This window comes from Arthrobacter sp. Y3221157 (genome assembly GCF_059089865.1).
Window position 1 is genome coordinate 1 of the sequence record NZ_JBNHFD010000039.1, and the last position, 14,174, is coordinate 14,174.

The 14,174-nt window shown below is 67.0% G+C and carries 20 protein-coding genes; 5 read left to right on the top strand and 15 right to left on the bottom strand.

Annotated elements, in window-relative coordinates:
- Positions 1 to 1,356 (bottom strand): HAD-IC family P-type ATPase (locus AC5RTT_RS11525; RefSeq protein ID WP_494145298.1); only part of this gene is annotated, 1,356 nt, incomplete at its 3' end.
- Positions 1,357 to 1,414: 58 nt separating this feature from the next.
- Positions 1,415 to 1,582, bottom strand: coding sequence for a hypothetical protein (locus tag AC5RTT_RS11530; protein ID WP_494145299.1), 168 nt, complete (start codon positions 1,580 to 1,582; stop codon positions 1,415 to 1,417).
- Between the two features lie 292 nt (positions 1,583 to 1,874).
- Between AC5RTT_RS11530 and AC5RTT_RS11535 the strand changes: the two genes are divergently transcribed.
- Positions 1,875 to 2,549, top strand: coding sequence for a PAS and ANTAR domain-containing protein (locus AC5RTT_RS11535; RefSeq protein WP_494145300.1), 675 nt, complete (start codon positions 1,875 to 1,877; stop codon positions 2,547 to 2,549).
- Positions 2,550 to 2,685: 136 nt separating this feature from the next.
- The gene (gene nhaA, locus AC5RTT_RS11540) at positions 2,686 to 4,038 is read left to right on the top strand and encodes a Na+/H+ antiporter NhaA (RefSeq protein WP_494145301.1); all 1,353 of its coding nucleotides are present in this window, start codon (positions 2,686 to 2,688) and stop codon (positions 4,036 to 4,038) included.
- 100 nt (positions 4,039 to 4,138) lie between these two features.
- Here the strand turns inward: nhaA and AC5RTT_RS11545 are convergent, their stop codons facing one another.
- From AC5RTT_RS11545 to AC5RTT_RS11585, 9 genes are all read right to left on the bottom strand, one after another.
- Positions 4,139 to 4,402 carry a GlsB/YeaQ/YmgE family stress response membrane protein gene (locus AC5RTT_RS11545; protein ID WP_494145302.1) on the bottom strand — a complete coding sequence of 88 codons (264 nt, stop codon included), beginning with the start codon at positions 4,400 to 4,402 and terminating at the stop codon, positions 4,139 to 4,141.
- A gap of 70 nt (positions 4,403 to 4,472) precedes the next feature.
- A complete protein-coding gene (locus AC5RTT_RS11550) occupies positions 4,473 to 4,718 on the bottom strand; it encodes a hypothetical protein (protein ID WP_494010062.1) in 246 nt (81 codons plus the stop codon).
- Between the two features lie 89 nt (positions 4,719 to 4,807).
- Entirely contained in the window at positions 4,808 to 5,032 is a 225-nt protein-coding gene (locus tag AC5RTT_RS11555; RefSeq protein ID WP_494010063.1) for a hypothetical protein, read from the bottom strand.
- 142 nt (positions 5,033 to 5,174) lie between these two features.
- The gene (locus AC5RTT_RS11560) at positions 5,175 to 5,660 is read right to left on the bottom strand and encodes a universal stress protein (RefSeq protein ID WP_494145303.1); all 486 of its coding nucleotides are present in this window, start codon (positions 5,658 to 5,660) and stop codon (positions 5,175 to 5,177) included.
- Positions 5,661 to 5,672: 12 nt separating this feature from the next.
- Complete coding sequence (locus AC5RTT_RS11565; protein WP_494145304.1) at positions 5,673 to 6,113, bottom strand: arsenate-mycothiol transferase ArsC; 441 nt, start codon at positions 6,111 to 6,113, stop codon at positions 5,673 to 5,675.
- Between the two features lie 24 nt (positions 6,114 to 6,137).
- On the bottom strand, positions 6,138 to 7,529 hold the full coding sequence (locus tag AC5RTT_RS11570; RefSeq protein ID WP_494145305.1) for an FAD-dependent oxidoreductase: 1,392 nt from the start codon (positions 7,527 to 7,529) through the stop codon (positions 6,138 to 6,140).
- A gap of 140 nt (positions 7,530 to 7,669) precedes the next feature.
- The gene (gene trxB / locus AC5RTT_RS11575) at positions 7,670 to 8,647 is read right to left on the bottom strand and encodes a thioredoxin-disulfide reductase (protein WP_494145306.1); all 978 of its coding nucleotides are present in this window, start codon (positions 8,645 to 8,647) and stop codon (positions 7,670 to 7,672) included.
- Between the two features lie 15 nt (positions 8,648 to 8,662).
- Positions 8,663 to 9,097, bottom strand: a complete 435-nt coding sequence (locus AC5RTT_RS11580; protein WP_494145307.1) for an arsenate reductase ArsC — start codon at positions 9,095 to 9,097, stop codon at positions 8,663 to 8,665.
- A 142-nt stretch (positions 9,098 to 9,239) separates the two neighbouring features.
- Entirely contained in the window at positions 9,240 to 9,914 is a 675-nt protein-coding gene (locus tag AC5RTT_RS11585; RefSeq protein ID WP_494145308.1) for an arsenate reductase/protein-tyrosine-phosphatase family protein, read from the bottom strand.
- Between the two features lie 46 nt (positions 9,915 to 9,960).
- Here AC5RTT_RS11585 and AC5RTT_RS11590 point away from each other — a divergent pair, with 46 nt between their 5' ends.
- From AC5RTT_RS11590 to chrA, 3 genes are read left to right on the top strand one after another with little or no spacing between them, the layout of a single operon-like run.
- Positions 9,961 to 10,713 carry an aquaporin gene (locus AC5RTT_RS11590; RefSeq protein ID WP_494145309.1) on the top strand — a complete coding sequence of 251 codons (753 nt, stop codon included), beginning with the start codon at positions 9,961 to 9,963 and terminating at the stop codon, positions 10,711 to 10,713.
- Positions 10,714 to 10,773: 60 nt separating this feature from the next.
- Positions 10,774 to 11,142 (top strand): ArsR/SmtB family transcription factor, encoded by a 369-nt coding sequence (locus AC5RTT_RS11595; protein WP_494145310.1) that lies wholly within the window; start codon positions 10,774 to 10,776, stop codon positions 11,140 to 11,142.
- The gene (chrA, locus tag AC5RTT_RS11600; protein WP_494145311.1) at positions 11,139 to 12,347 is read left to right on the top strand and encodes a chromate efflux transporter; all 1,209 of its coding nucleotides are present in this window, start codon (positions 11,139 to 11,141) and stop codon (positions 12,345 to 12,347) included. Before AC5RTT_RS11595 ends, chrA begins: the two co-directional genes overlap by 4 nt.
- Positions 12,348 to 12,556: 209 nt before the next feature.
- Here the strand turns inward: chrA and AC5RTT_RS11605 are convergent, their stop codons facing one another.
- The 4 genes from AC5RTT_RS11605 to AC5RTT_RS11620 all read right to left on the bottom strand — a co-directional run bounded on the left by AC5RTT_RS11605 (position 12,557) and on the right by AC5RTT_RS11620 (position 14,064).
- Positions 12,557 to 13,213 (bottom strand): GAF and ANTAR domain-containing protein, encoded by a 657-nt coding sequence (locus AC5RTT_RS11605; protein ID WP_494145333.1) that lies wholly within the window; start codon positions 13,211 to 13,213, stop codon positions 12,557 to 12,559.
- Positions 13,214 to 13,333: 120 nt separating this feature from the next.
- A complete protein-coding gene (locus AC5RTT_RS11610; RefSeq protein ID WP_494145312.1) occupies positions 13,334 to 13,474 on the bottom strand; it encodes a hypothetical protein in 141 nt (46 codons plus the stop codon).
- A 13-nt stretch (positions 13,475 to 13,487) separates the two neighbouring features.
- Positions 13,488 to 13,646 carry a hypothetical protein gene (locus AC5RTT_RS11615; protein WP_494145313.1) on the bottom strand — a complete coding sequence of 53 codons (159 nt, stop codon included), beginning with the start codon at positions 13,644 to 13,646 and terminating at the stop codon, positions 13,488 to 13,490.
- Between the two features lie 166 nt (positions 13,647 to 13,812).
- Positions 13,813 to 14,064, bottom strand: coding sequence for a hypothetical protein (locus AC5RTT_RS11620; protein ID WP_494145314.1), 252 nt, complete (start codon positions 14,062 to 14,064; stop codon positions 13,813 to 13,815).
- Positions 14,065 to 14,174: the final 110 nt, after the last annotated feature.

Genomic DNA, 14,174 nt, shown 5'->3' on the forward strand with positions numbered 1-14,174 from the left:
GGCCGGCAGCGCCAGGTTCCGTTCCCGGGCGGCGCGGACGATGGCCCGCGCCACGGGATGCTCGCTGTCCGACTCGACGGCCGCGGCGAGGGCCAGTAACTGGCCGGCGTCAATGCCCTCGGTCACTGCCACGTCCTTCAGCTCTGGTTCACCGGTGGTGAGGGTGCCGGTCTTGTCGAAGAGGACAACGTCAACGGTCCGCATGCGTTCCAGAGCCATCCGGTTCTTGATCAGCACGCCGGCCCGGGCGGCCTGCTCGGTGGAGATGGCGATGACCAGCGGAATGGCCAGGCCCAGGGCATGCGGGCAGGCGATCACCAGCACGGTCACGGTCCGGGTGACCGCCTCCGGAACACTGCCCAGCAGCGTCCAGGCGGTAAAGGTCAGCACGCCCGCGGCGGCGGCGAAGTAGAAGAGGAACGCTGCCGCCCGGTCAGCCAGCGCCTGCGCGCGCGAGGACGAAGCCTGGGCTTCGGCCACAAGCCGCTGGATTCCTGCGAGTGCGGTGTCGTCGCCCACGGCCGTGACCCGGACCCGGACGCTGCTGTCCGTGGCGACGGTTCCGGCCACCACCGGAGCGCCGGGGCCCCGGGGAACCGTCCTGGACTCGCCGGTGATCATGGATTCATCGAACTCCGCTTGCCCGTCCACTACTGTTCCGTCGGCGGGCATCCGGGCGCCGGGCCGGACCAGGACCAGGTCGTCCGGGCGGAGTTCGGAGACCGGGACCGTTTCGGTGCCGCCATCGGTGACGCGCTCGGCCTCGTCGGGCAGCAGCGCGGCGAGGGCGTCCAGGGCGCCCTGCGCCGAACCCAGGGCGCGCATCTCGATCCAGTGGCCCAGGAGCATGATGGCCACCAGCAGCGCGAGCTCCCACCAGAAGTCCAGGTCGAAGCCGCCCAGCCCCAGGCTGGTGATCCAGGAGGCCGCGAAGGCCACGGTGATGGCCATGGCGATGAGCAGCATCATCCCCGGCCGCCGGTCCTTCAGTTCCTGGAGGCCGCCTTTGAGGAACGGCTGCCCGCCGTACAGGAAAATGACGCTGCCGAGGACCGGCGGGATCCAGGCCGAGCCGGGAAACATGGGCGCCATGTACCCCAGGATGTGGCCCACCATCGGGCTGAAGTAGACCACAGGGACGGACAGCGCCAGGGTGAGCCAGAACCGGTTCTTGAACATGGCGGTGCTGTGCCCGGCGTGCTGGCCGGACGTGTGGACGGTGTGGTCGTCGTCGCCGTGGTGCTGGTGTGGCGGCTGGTGGTGCCCCTCGGGGGCGGCGGTGTGGCGGGTGAGCGTCCCGCCTTCCTGGCTGCCGTCGTCGTGATGGTGCGTTGGGTGGTGCGTGTGGTCCTGCATGGTTTCCTCCTTGGAGGACTGGTGCTGCGCCGGGCAGTGCCCTTAGAAGCGCAAGAGGTCAGGAGGCGGCCAGGGAATACCCGGCAGTGGTGACGGCGGTGCGGACGGGCGCTTCAGGGAAATGTGCGACGGCGGCCGTGGTCTTGGGTGCGTGGCCTGCGGGGGAGCAGCAGCTGCAGCCGTTGGAGGATGCCAGGGGGAGCGCTGTGCGGTGTTCGAGGTTCATGTCAGTTCCATTCCTTGACGAAGGATGAGTCCTTGGTAAGCAGGGTGCTGGGGTTGAACGGCTGTGGAGGCGGTGGTACCGCCGGGACATACCACTTCACTGACAACACGACGAGAATACCCCTAGGGGGTATTCGCGTCAAGGCGTCCAGGCCGGTGGAAAACCCCCTGGTTCCCGCAGGTGGTGGTCCGTGCCCTACCCGTAGGAGTCCGCCCCGGCCATACTGGTAGTAGCGCCCCTCGGACTGATCTGTTCCGCCGCGGGTGCTGGATGCTACATGGAGGTGGCCCCTGTGACAACGGACCCGACCGGCCCATACACGTACTCGAGCGCCCTGGGCGACAACGAATGTACCGCCGGAACCTTCCATGTGGACGTGGCCGGGTGGAAGGTCTCCTGGTCGGACGGAATGTACCAGCTGCACGGATACCGGCGGGGAGACGTGGTGCCCACGCTGGAGCTGCTGTACTCGCACAAGCATCCCGAGGACCGTCCGCGGTGCGAGGCAATCGTTGCCCAGGTTGCACAAACCGGCGGCTATTTCGCCATGTACCACCGGATCATTGACGCGAGGGGACGGACCCGGCGGGTGCTCACGTCGGGTGAGGGCATCCTGGACGAGGCAGGCAAGGTCGCGGCCATGGAGGGAGTGATGGTGGACCTCACCACCACCCTGCAGCGGGAAACGGAGCAAACCGCACGGGATGCGGTGGCGGGTGCCACCTCTACCCGCAGCGTGGTGGACCAGGCCCGGGGCATCCTGATGGGCCAGCTGAAGATGGGCGCTGATGATGCTTTCAAGATGCTGGTGAGCACCAGCAGCCACCGGAACGTCAAGTTGGTGGTGGTGGCCGCGGAGCTCGTGAAGCTGGCCAACTCGGTGGAGGCCCGGGACTACCTTGACCACGCCGTCAGGGCCATCGCCGCCGAAGGCCGGCAGTCCGGTTCACGGCGCCGGGCGGGGTGACCGCGGGGCTGGGGGACCCGCATCAGCGGGCTGCTGCATTTTGGTGCCCGCATAGCCGCCCCTAGAATGGATCGAAGGTGCGCCGGGAAGTCTGGTCGGCAGTAATTTTGTCGAGCCCAAACGTTAGGACTCCTTCATGAACTCCACCCCGCCATCCACACCGCCGCCCGCCGCGCCCCGGGGCACGGTCTTTGCCCGCGGCTCCTACTCCGAGGCCCTGCGGATCGGGGAGATCCTTCGCAAGGAAACAGTGGGCGGCGCCCTGCTGGTGGCGGCGGCAATCATCGCCCTGGTCTGGGCAAACTCCCCCGCCTCGGACAGCTACTTCGCGCTCCGCGACTTCAAGATCGGCTACGAGCCCTGGCACCTGGAGCTGAGCCTCGGTGCGTGGGCTGCGGACGGCCTGCTCGCCATCTTCTTCTTCCTGGTGGGCCTGGAACTCAAGCGCGAATTCGTGGCCGGCGACCTGCGGCAGATCAGCAAGTCGATCGTCCCGGTGGCCGCCGCGGTGGGCGGCGTGGTGGTCCCGGCGGTGATCTACGCCGTCGTCAACCTCGCCAGCCCGGAGACGCTGCGCGGCTGGGCCATCCCCACCGCCACGGACATTGCATTCGCCGTCGCCGTGCTCGCCATTATCGGCTCCCACCTGCCCAGCGCGCTGCGGATCTTCCTGCTGACCCTGGCCGTGGTGGATGACCTGATTGCCATCAGCATCATCGCGTTCTTCTACACCAGCGACCTCCATGTGACGCCGCTGTTGTTGGCCCTTATTCCGCTGGCGGTCTACGCGTTCCTGGCACACCGGTTCCGCTACTTCTTCGGCATGAAGGCTCCGGCCGCCTGGCTGATCCTGCTGCCGCTGGGTGTGGTGACCTGGGCTCTCGTCCATGCCTCGGGCATCCACGCCACCGTGGCCGGCGTTCTGCTGGGCTTCGCCGTACCGGTCATCCGGTCACAGGCCGGTGGCGGTCCGGAGGCCGGGCCCGGGCTGGCGGAGATTTTCGAGCACCGCTTCCGGCCCATTTCCGCCGGTATCGCCGTCCCCATATTCGCGTTCTTCTCGGCAGGCGTGGCCGTGGGCGGCTGGGACGGGCTGGTCTCCGCATTGGCCGACCCGGTGGCGCTCGGCATTATCCTGGGCCTGGTGCTTGGCAAGCCGATCGGCATCCTTGGCACCACCTGGATCCTGACCAAAGCCACCAGGGCAACCCTGGACAGCTCGTTCAAATGGATTGACGTTTTCGGGGTGGCACTGCTGGCCGGCATTGGCTTCACGGTGTCCCTGCTGGTAGCCGAGCTCAGCTTCGGGCACGGCAGCCTCCATGACGACCACGCAAAGGTGGGAATCCTCGCCGCCTCGCTGCTCGCCGCCGTGCTGGCCACCGTGGTGCTGCGGACCAGGAACCGTCAGTACCGGCAGGCGGAGGAACTGGAGAAGGTGGACGCGGACCAGGACGGCGTCCCGGACGTCTACCAGGACCGGGCATAGGACACCCCGGCGGCGGCACTCGCCATCGCGCTGCGGGCGTAGGCCCGGCGCCGCCGTCGGGGTGTTCCTGCCTTAGGCCGTCAGGGTTCCTTCCCCTAGGTCAGCGGCGGACGGACCGCCGCCGGCCGGTCACTGCCTCGGCGGTGCCCACCAGGAGCACCGAGGCGATGACGGCCACAATGAAGCCCAGGAAATTCAGTTCGAAGATATCCCCGGTCCCCAGCAGCGATGCCACCACTCCGCCGATCACTGAGCCGGCCAGGCCCAGCAGCAGGGTGGCGAGCAGGCCCAGGTTTTGCTTGCCCGGCTTAATGAGGCGGGCAAGCGCCCCGATGATCAGCCCGGCAACGATGAATCCAATCACGGTGTGCTCCTTCGTCGTCGTTTCTGCCGCAGCAGCATTCCAGGACTGACCCTACCCCTGCCTCCGGACGTTATGCAGGTTCGAGCCTGGTGGCCGGCCGGGCCGGTTGCTCCACGGGCTCTTCCACGTGCCGGATCTCCAAGGCCTCGGGGTCCAGCAGCTTGCGGGTGCCGGTCCTCGCGTCCAGGATCCAGAACAGTTCGAGGGCGGGCACCACGCCGGTCACCCGGCCGCGGTGGAAAAGCCTGCCCCGGTGCCAGGCCTCGATGTGGTCTCCAATGCGGAGCTGGTCCGTGCGTACTCCTTGTGCCTCCATAATGGGCTGCCTCCTGCTGTTGTATCCCCGTACGCACAGCTTGCCGTCAGGAGGTTGCCGCAGTGTATCAGCAGGGTGTTTTTTCTGTGTCAGGTGTGATCAGAGCGCTGGATGCTCAGCATGTGCATCAACAGGGCGCGCTGCGGCTGCCCCGGATTGGCGCTGACGTACCATCGGAGCGAGCTGCGGGCATCGGCCTCGCAGGCGGCGGTTCCGCTGAGGATTTCGTCAATAATTTCAAGGACCTGCAGTTGTAGCTCCAGATGGGCAACTTCCTCGCAGATGCTGCGGGGGAGCTTCCGGTTTCCGTGCATGGGTGCCGCCTTCGCGCCTTAACAGGCTCCCTCCGGAGGAGCGTCGCTGCTGGTCCCCAGCCCGCCGGATGAATAAGCTAAGTGTACTGACAGGGGCATTGCCCACCAAGCATTTTTTGTGGGGCGGCGCACGCTTGTTTGGCTAGTGGCCAACCGCCGGAACCACCACAACGGGACGCCGCTGCGAGTGCTCCAGGGCCTCCGCGACTGAGCCTTCCAGGACCCGCTCGAACCGGGACAGGATGCCCGGGCGGCGGCCGCCCACAATGAACAGGGAAGCGCCAAGGCTGTCTGCCAGCCGCATCAGCGCCGGGGCAACGGCGCCGTTAAGGACCCGGAAGGACCACTCCACATCGTCGGTCCCGGCCAGGATTTTCTGCAGGCGCCCATAGACTTCCCGTGAGGGGTAGGCCGCCTCATCGTTGACGGCAGGGTCCAGCGAGGCCCCGGGCAGCTCGGGCGCCCACTCCACCAGGTAGCTCGCGGGATCAACGAAGGCGCAGACGAGGTGAAGGTCCATGGCGCCAGCGAATTCTGCAGCCGTCAGCACCAGGTGCTCCGGGCATTCCCAGGGCACGGCCAGGATGGCGGGCCCCATGGACCCGCCGGACCGGTCCTGGTTGTCCATCACGCAGGTGTCTCAGGAAGCGGTGAGGTCCTGGTGCAGCTTCTGGACCCGCGACCGGATGTCGTCCCGCACCAGGCGCATGCGTTCCATGCCTTCAATGCCGCGTTCCGAGGGCTCGTCGGTTTCCCAGAGCTCGAAGCGGGTGCCCTCGTGCGGCTCCAGCTTGGCCTCGGTGCCCAGGACCACCACCACGTCCGCAGCCTCAAGCGCCTCCTCGCTGACGGGCTTGGGGTACTCGCCCTCCACAGTGATGCCGAGCTCGGCCAGTGATTCAACAGCGAGCGGGTTGAGGTCCTTTCCCGGCTTCGTGCCGGCCGAGAAAACGTCCACGCTGCTGCCGGCGAGCTGGCGCATCAGCCCGGCGGCCAGCTGCGACTTGCCGCCGTTCTTGCTGCAGACGAACAGGACAGCGGGCTTCTTTTCCCCGGCGGTGGCGGGAACTGCGTTAGTCATGGCTTCCTTTGCGGGCTTGGGTTTTCAGATTTCGGCGGAGCGGCCGTGGGCGAGGCCGGTGGGAAAGCCCACCAGGACCGGTTCGGGAGCGGCGCAGCAGCCGGACTCCCCGCCGGCCTCCACAGCGCCGGCTGCGGGCGGGGCAGCGGGAACATCACAGCTGGTTCCGGCATCGGTGGAGCAGACACCGGTTTCGGGAAGTTCGAGCTGGACGGTGTCGGCGGCCTTACGGTCCCCGGCCAGGGCAGCGGCAACGGAACGGACTTGCTCGTAGCCGGTGGCCAGCAGGAAGGTGGGGGCCCTGCCATAAGACTTCATGCCCACAATGTAGAAGTCCTTGTCCGGGTGGGCCAGGAGGCTGGCGCCGTGCGGCGGCACCGTGCCGCAGGAGTGGAATTCCGGGTCGATCAGCGGGCCAAGTTCCAGGGGTGCCTCGACGGCGGGGTCCAGGTTGAGCCGGAGTTCGCGCAGGATGTCCAGGTCCGGCCGGAACCCGGTGCAGGGCACCACGACGTCGACCTCCAGGTTGCGGCCGTCCACGGCGCCGACGGTGACGCCGGAGTCCAGGAATTTGAAGGCGCTGATGCCGAAGGCGGTGTGCAGCTCGATCGTCCCCGCCTCCACCAGGCGGCGGAGCCGGGCGCCGAGCTGGCCGCGGGCCGGCAGCCCGTCAGCATCCCCGCCGCCGTAGGTCTTGGCCGGGGAGGCGCCACGGATGGCCCACAGGATCCTGGTATCGGGTGCCTCTTTGGCCAGGGCGGTTAGGTTGAGCAGGGTGTTGGCAGCGGAGTGTCCGGCGCCGACCACCAGGACGCGCTTGCCCGCAAAGGCCTTGCGGTCCCGGCCCAGCACGTCGGGCAGGGGAGAGGAGATTCGGGCCGCGGCCGCCTCCTCGCCGATTGCCGGCAGTCCGGAGGTGCCCAGCGGGTTGCGGGTGGACCAGGTGCCGGAGGCGTCGATCACCGCAGCCACGGTGTGGTCGCGGGTTTCGCCGTCGGAGTGAACCACCCGGACAGTGAAGGGGGTGGTGTCCCGGTTGCGGACGTGGGTCTTGTCCATGCCCTGCCGGGTCACGGCCACTACCCGGGCGCCGGTCTCCAGCCGTGTGGCCATCGCCGGCAGTGCCGCCAGGGGAGCGAGGTAGTTGTCGATAAGCTCGCCGCCGTACGGCAGGGCGGTGGGCCGGGGCGCTTCCCAGCCGGATGCCCCAAGCAGCCGCACGGCTGCGGCGTCAATGTTGAACCGCCATGGCGAAAACAGGCGGATGTGGCGCCAGCCCTCAATGGCCGCCCCCGCCGTCGGACCTGCCTCGAAAACCAGCGGCTCCAGGCCGCGCTCCAACAGGTGCGCTGCGGCGGCAAGTCCCACCGGCCCAGCGCCGATCACTGCAACGGGGAGGGTGCGGGTGTGCTCCATGGCGGTTCCTGTTCGTTCATCTGTTCGTGGCGGGGAAGGGGACCAGGGGCTAGCAGCAGTCCTGATCGTCGTCGTCGCAGCAACCGTTGTCGCCGCAGCAATCCGTGTTCATTCAGCCCACCCCCTTCCTGCCCGGGTTGTCAGCTGTGGGTAGGTTCTTCGACCAGCGCCGTGGCGATGCTGTCTGCGTCGTCCAGGGCTGCCAGGTAGCGTTCGGCGTCCAGGGCGGCGGCGCAGCCCGTCCCGGCGGCGGTGATGGCCTGGCGGTAGCGGTGGTCTACGGCGTCGCCACAGGCGAAGACGCCGGAAAGGTTGGTCACCGTGGTGGGGGAGTCCACCTTGATGTAGCCGTCCGCGTCCAGGTCCACCTGGCCGGCCACCAGTTCGGTCCGGGGGACATGGCCGATGGCCACGAAGATTCCGGTGGCCGCCTGGTGCCGGGTTTCGCCGGAGCGGGTGTCCGTGAGGGTCACGCCGGTGACCTTGCCGTTGCCGTGGATGGCGGTGACGGCGGAGTTCCAGGCGAAGTTGATCTTCGGATTGTCCTTGGCCCGCTGCGCCATGATCCGGGAGGCCCGCAGTTCCTCACGGCGTACGACGACGGTCACGGACTTTCCGAACCGGGTGAGGAACGTGGCTTCCTCCATGGCGGAGTCGCCGCCGCCTACCACGATGATGTCCTGGTCGCGGAAGAAGAAGCCGTCGCAGGTGGCGCACCAGGAGACGCCGTGGCCGCTGAGCTTCTTCTCCTCCGGCAGGCCGAGTTCCTTGTAGGCCGAGCCGGTGGCCAGAATGACGGCCGGGGCCTGGTGGGTTTCGCCGCTGCCGGTGACAACGGTCTTGAGGTGGCCTTTGAGGTCAACCGAGGTGGCGTCGTCGAACACCACTTTGGCGCCGAACTTCTCGGCTTGTTCCTGCAGGCCGTCCATCAGCTCCGGGCCCTGGATGCCGCCGGGGAAACCGGGGAAGTTCTCCACCTCGGTGGTGTTCATCAGCGCACCGCCCGCGGTGACCGAGCCGGCCAGCACCAGCGGTGCCAGGCCTGCTCGTGCGGCGTAGATGGCTGCGGTGTAGCCCGCGGGGCCGGAGCCGATGATGATCAGCTGTTCGTTCGTCATGGAGATCTCCTGGAGTTACTGGGCGTCCGGGTGCTGCGCGGGCACCAGTTCGGTGATGAGGGCTTCGATGCGGGTCCTGATTTCGTCCCGGATGGGGCGGACGGATTCTACGCCCTTGCCTGCCGGATCCTCCAGCACCCAGTCCTCGTAGCGCTTGCCGGGGAAGTAAGGGCACTCGTCGCCGCAGCCCATGGTGATCACTACGTCGGAGTCCTTGACGGCCTCTGTGGTGAGGACCTTGGGAACCTCCGCGGACATGTCGATGCCCACCTCCGCCATGGCCTGGACGGCGGCGGGGTTGATCTTGTCTGCGGGCTGGGATCCCGCGGAGCGGACCTCCACGGCGCCCTTGGACAGGGACGTCAGGAAGGCGGCCGCCATCTGTGAACGGCCTGCGTTGTGGACGCAGACGAAAAGGACGGAGGGCTTCTTGGCTGTCTCGGTGGTCACGCTGTTCTCCTAGTGATGACGTACGGCGGGAGGTGCCGTGCCGGGTGGTTGTGCTCCCGCCCGATCCCATCAGTAGCGAAATATTGATGACGATCGATATAGGGAGTATTGCGCTGGATATTGATGATTGTCAATGTGTTCCTCAGGCCGCGGTGAGGCGGGGTGCCAGATCGCTGATGCGGTGTGAAATCTGCCCGTACGCCTCCTCAAAGGCTTCGGCCGTACCCCGCCTGACGGGGTCGGGGATGGACCAGTGAACCCCCTGCAGGCCGGGAACCTCCTCGTGGGCGTTGTCGCAGACGGTCACCACGAAATCGCCCTCGCCCATGACCTGGTCCAGCTGCTGCGGTGCGGCGTCGGCCAGGTCCAGCCCATGGCGTACGGCCACCTCCAGGGCGCCGCGGGAAATGCGGTCCGCGGGATGCGTTCCTGCCGATGCTGCGGGAATGCCGCTGGCCTGGCGCCAGAGGGCCGCCGCAAGCTGGGAGCGTGCACTGTTGCGGGTGCACACGAAAAGAACACGACGTGCCGTGTGCTCGCTGCCGGGAACCAGGTCCTCCAGCGACCCGCCGACCAGACGGATGTAGCTTCGCCGCCGGTCTGCCTCGGAGCGGTGCCGCGCCGCCAGTCCCGCGTCCTCGAGGATGCGCAGGTGGTGGGCCAGCAGGTTGGATGGCATTCCCAGCTCCGCCTGCAGTTCCGACGGCGAGCGGTCGCCCAGCGTCAGCAGGTCCACGATGCGGAGCCGGCCGGCGTCGGCCAGGGCGGCATGCCTGGCAAGCCGCTGCCGGAATCCTGTGCTTACTTCAGTTTCCATTGACTCAAGTTTGACTGAGGTAATCCCCATGGGTCAAGCTGGTTGCATGCACACACCCCAGCCTCCCCTCTGGCGCCGCGCCCTGGCCGAGCTGCTCGGCACCGGCTTGTTGGTGGCCGTCGTTGTCGGCTCCGGGATCGCGGCCCAGCAGCTCTCCCCCAGCGACGTCGGGTTGCAGCTGCTCCAGAACAGCACCGCCACGGTCCTGGGCCTGACAGTGCTCATCCTGATGCTGGGGCCGGTCAGCGGCGCGCACTTCAATCCGGTCGTCTCCCTGGCCGACTGGGCCCTCGGCCGGCGCAGTGGCAATGGCCTGACGCTGCCGGAGGTCGGCGCCTACGCTGCGGCCCAGGTGGCCGGGGCCGTCGGGGGGAGCGTGCTGGCCAACGCAATGTTCGACGTCGGGACCTCCATCTCCACGAAGGAGCGCCTCACCGGCGGGCATGTCCTGGGCGAAGTGGTGGCCACCGCCGGGCTCATCCTGCTGATCTTCGCCCTGGCCCGGACCTCCCAAGGAATGCTGGCCGCCCCGGCCGTAGGTGCCTACATTGGCGCGGCCTACTGGTTTACCTCCTCCACTTCCTTCGCCAACCCCGCCGTGACGGTGGGCCGGATGTTCAGCGACACCTTCTCGGGAATCGCGCCTGGCTCCGTGCCCGGGTTCGTCCTGGCGCAGTTGGCGGGCGCCGCCGTCGGACTCGGACTCCTCCTGGCCCTCTTTCCCGCCGCCGGCCAGGCGGCCGACAACGTGGTGATCCCCCACCGCGAGGAACCGGCAGATACGCAACCCCCCACGTAGCCGGTTCCATCCCCAAGACCGTTATGCCGCCATATTGATGAAGGTCGATATGGCGGCATAATGGTGTCCATGACCGCTGCCCTTCCATTGACCCAGTCCGTCACGGGGACGGACCCTTCCTGCTGCCCGCCGCCGGCCGGAACAGCCCTCGGGGTGGAGGAGGCCAAGCAGGCCGCGCTGGTTTTCAAGGCACTCGCGGATCCCAACCGCGTGCGGCTGCTCTCGCTGGTGAAAGCGGGGGAGGCGGGCGAGCGGTGCGTTTGCGACCTCACCGAACCGCTCAGCCTGGGCCAGCCCACCGTCTCCCACCACCTGAAGATCCTGGTGGATGCGGGCCTGCTGCACCGTGAAAAGCGGGGCACCTGGGCCTACTATTCGGTGGTTCCCGGCGCGCTGGACCGGGTTGCCGGACTCGTGACGGCCCTGTGACGGCCACGGTTACTTCACGTGGTTCGGCGGCGGAGGTCTTCCGGGTTTTCCTGAAGCTGGGCGTGACGTCCTTCGGCGGGCCCATCGCGCACCTGGGCTACTTCCGCGACGAACTGGTGGAGCGCCGCAAGTGGGTGGATGACAAGGAATACGCGGACCTCGTGGCGCTCTGCCAGTTCCTTCCGGGGCCCGCCTCCAGCCAGGTGGGGTTCGGCCTGGGGCTGCACCGCGCCGGACCGGTTGGCGGCTTGGCTGCGTTCCTGGCTTTCACGTTACCGTCCGCCGTGCTGCTGATGGCGTTCGCCGCCGGCGCCTCCCTGTTCCAGGGGGTTCTTGGTTCAGGAATTCTTGACGGGCTGAAAATCGTGGCTGTGGCGATCGTGGCGCAGGCCGTCTGGGGGATGGCGAAGGCCCTGACGCCGGACCGGGAACGGGCGTCGATTGCCGTGGTGGCGGCATTGACCGTGGTCCTGCTGGCGGGCCCGCTGGGGCAGGTGCTTGCGATCGCCGCTGGTGCACTGGCGGGCATGTTTTTTTGCCGGGCCGGGATCGGCGACGTGACGGGCACGCTGCGGTTCCCGGTCAGCCGGAGTGCCGGGGCGGTTTGCCTGGTTCTCTTCGGAGTGCTGCTGGTGGGGCTGCCCGTGCTGGCCCTGGCCACCGGATCGGCCGGCCTCGCCCTCTTCGATGCGTTCTACCGTGCCGGCGCGCTGGTGTTCGGCGGCGGGCACGTGGTCCTGCCCCTGCTCCAGGCCGGCGCCGTGGAGCCCGGATGGGTGACGCCGGAGCAGTTCCTGGCCGGCTACGGTGCAGCGCAGGCGGTTCCGGGCCCGCTCTTCACCTTCGCGGCCTACCTGGGCACGCTCTCAACCGCAGGCCCGGGCGGCGTTGCCGGTGCCGCCGTCGCCCTGGCAGGGATCTTCCTGCCCGGCTTCCTCCTGCTGGCAGGCGTGCTTCCGTTCTGGGACAGGTTCCGGACCCGGCCGCAGGCGCAGGCGCTGATGCGGGGGGCGAACGCCGCAGTGGTGGGGATCCTGGCTGCGGCCCTCTACAACCCGGTGTTTACCACGGCCATCACCGGGCCCGGGCCGTTTTGCCTGGCCCTGGTCTGCTTCGTCCTGCTCATCGCATGGAAGGCGCCGCCGTGGGTGGTGGTGCTGGTGGGGGCTGCCGGGGGAGTGCTGCTGGCCATCTCCCCCCTTTAAGTTCTTACAGCGGCTGGTCTGGGACTAGCTGGCAGTGTTGATGCCGGTCGTTCTGCTTGGCGCGTGACTCGAAAAACAATTGCCCCTCCAAGGTGCATTTCCCACGACTCATCCGCGCTGGGCGGAGCGCCCGCGCTGATCGAGCTTCAGGTGGTGTTGAATGAAGCGGTCCCGCGCGTGTCTGGGAGCAGGGCCGTCCTGCACCCGCGTTAAGCGTCGAAGTGCGTCTTGATCTTCGGATCCTGGGACAGGGATCCAACCACTGACGCTGCAACCTCGCGGAGTTTGGTGTTGCGGGTACTGGAGGCGATTTTCAGGATTCTCATTGTCGCGTCCTGGCTGCAGCGGTTTTGGGCCATGACTGCCCCGGCTGCCAGGTCGATGACGGTCCGTGATTCAAGTGCTGCAGCCAGATGGTTTTTGGATTCGGTTAGTTGACTGATGCGCACGGCCAGCCGAAGAGCTTTGGATGCGTGATAGGCGTAGGACTGGACATTTTCGATGTCCTCCCCGCTAAATCCGTGGGAGCGGGTGGAGTACATGTTCAGGCCCGCTTCCGCTTCGCCTGCCAGGACCAACGGGACGGACAGGCTGGAACCGACGCCCTCCAGCCGTGCGGCCGCGGTGTAGTCCGGCCAGCGGTGTTCCCGGTGCATGTCCGGCACGTGAATGACTGCCTCTTCACGGATGGCGGTCAGGCATGGCCCCTCACCGACCCGGTATTGGGTTTCATCGAGCCGGACAGCGCCCGCTTCGCTGCTGGCAACTGTCAGTGGCTTCCTTTGCCGCATGAGTGTGATGCTGCAGAAGGCAATGGCAGGGTCAGACAGTGTGAGAGCGGTGAAATCGGCCAGTTCGTCCAGCATCACCTTCACGTCCTGGGTATTTAGGACGAGGTCCTGGAGGTGGTCGATGAGCAGTTCTGGCTGCAGATGATCTGATTCGTGGGCGATGATGGGATCTTTTCTCGTTCTGGGGTGAGCGTTCTAGCTGTTTCCTGTATGGACGATGCTTTCAGGGTCCTGCTGGTGCGCGGGGGCGTCAGAGAGGCCCTCGGGGGTGAGATCGAGGTCCTCGACCTCATTGTGAGTTGTTGTCTGGGCAGTGGTGTCGCTGATGTCCGACATGACCGATATACCTTCACTTCTGGCAGGTGATGAATGATGTTGGTTCTGGTTCAACGAGTGCAATGGGCAGTTCCATCTGGAAGCCGCATTGGCAGCCCAGGAACGTGGTGGCGGGGCCGGCGGCAAGGAACTCACTCGGGTCGGAGGGGTTATGGATGGCGAATGTCTGCACCGTGGTTTCTGTCTGGGGCGACGGCGATGCCGCCGGCTCGCCGCAGTGAAACTATCCGTTGTCCCGGTGAACGGGGTCCTTTCGCCCTGTTGCACCAAGGGCGTATCGCCCGCGGCTGATTCTCATCGCGGGGCACGTAGCTGGTCGGGGCTATGGCCACAGCCGGTTACACCGCGGCCTGGTAGCTGGAGAGGATGTAGTCCGCCGCTGCAGGGCCCTTCATCCGAAGATGCTGAGTAGAACCTGCGCGCTGTCGCATTGCTGCCCAAAAGGTCTCTTCCGGACGCGGTGTTTGGCGGGACATCAGGCACCAGCTGGTGTACAGGCCGTAAAGGGAGTCCCCGTCAAGAGTCGTCTCGGACTCCTGGTCACAGTAGGTGGCTTCCTGGAGGAACTGGTCAAATTGTGAATGTGCCATGACGGCTCTTTTCAACAAGGTGCAGTTGTCCACCGTTCGGCTACAGCGGTCTCACTCAACGCCTTGCACAGGGACATTGAGCGGAACTGCCGGATCATCGTGAGGTCGCC

Excerpts from the sequence above, each read along its gene's own strand:
- AC5RTT_RS11530 (WP_494145299.1), bottom strand. The coding sequence starts at position 1,582 with ATGAACCTCGAACACCGCACAGCGCTCCCCCTGGCATCCTCCAACGGC.
- nhaA (WP_494145301.1), top strand. The coding sequence starts at position 2,686 with ATGAACTCCACCCCGCCATCCACACCGCCGCCCGCCGCGCCCCGGGGC.
- AC5RTT_RS11550 (WP_494010062.1), bottom strand. The coding sequence starts at position 4,718 with ATGGAGGCACAAGGAGTACGCACGGACCAGCTCCGCATTGGAGACCAC.
- AC5RTT_RS11555 (WP_494010063.1), bottom strand. The coding sequence starts at position 5,032 with ATGCACGGAAACCGGAAGCTCCCCCGCAGCATCTGCGAGGAAGTTGCC.
- AC5RTT_RS11560 (WP_494145303.1), bottom strand. The coding sequence starts at position 5,660 with ATGGACAACCAGGACCGGTCCGGCGGGTCCATGGGGCCCGCCATCCTG.
- AC5RTT_RS11565 (WP_494145304.1), bottom strand. The coding sequence starts at position 6,113 with ATGACTAACGCAGTTCCCGCCACCGCCGGGGAAAAGAAGCCCGCTGTC.
- AC5RTT_RS11570 (WP_494145305.1), bottom strand. The coding sequence starts at position 7,529 with ATGGAGCACACCCGCACCCTCCCCGTTGCAGTGATCGGCGCTGGGCCG.
- trxB (WP_494145306.1), bottom strand. The coding sequence starts at position 8,647 with ATGACGAACGAACAGCTGATCATCATCGGCTCCGGCCCCGCGGGCTAC.
- AC5RTT_RS11585 (WP_494145308.1), bottom strand. The coding sequence starts at position 9,914 with ATGGAAACTGAAGTAAGCACAGGATTCCGGCAGCGGCTTGCCAGGCAT.
- AC5RTT_RS11590 (WP_494145309.1), top strand. The coding sequence starts at position 9,961 with ATGCACACACCCCAGCCTCCCCTCTGGCGCCGCGCCCTGGCCGAGCTG.
- AC5RTT_RS11595 (WP_494145310.1), top strand. The coding sequence starts at position 10,774 with ATGGTGTCCATGACCGCTGCCCTTCCATTGACCCAGTCCGTCACGGGG.
- AC5RTT_RS11605 (WP_494145333.1), bottom strand. The coding sequence starts at position 13,213 with ATGCTGGACGAACTGGCCGATTTCACCGCTCTCACACTGTCTGACCCT.
- AC5RTT_RS11610 (WP_494145312.1), bottom strand. The coding sequence starts at position 13,474 with ATGTCGGACATCAGCGACACCACTGCCCAGACAACAACTCACAATGAG.
- AC5RTT_RS11620 (WP_494145314.1), bottom strand. The coding sequence starts at position 14,064 with ATGGCACATTCACAATTTGACCAGTTCCTCCAGGAAGCCACCTACTGT.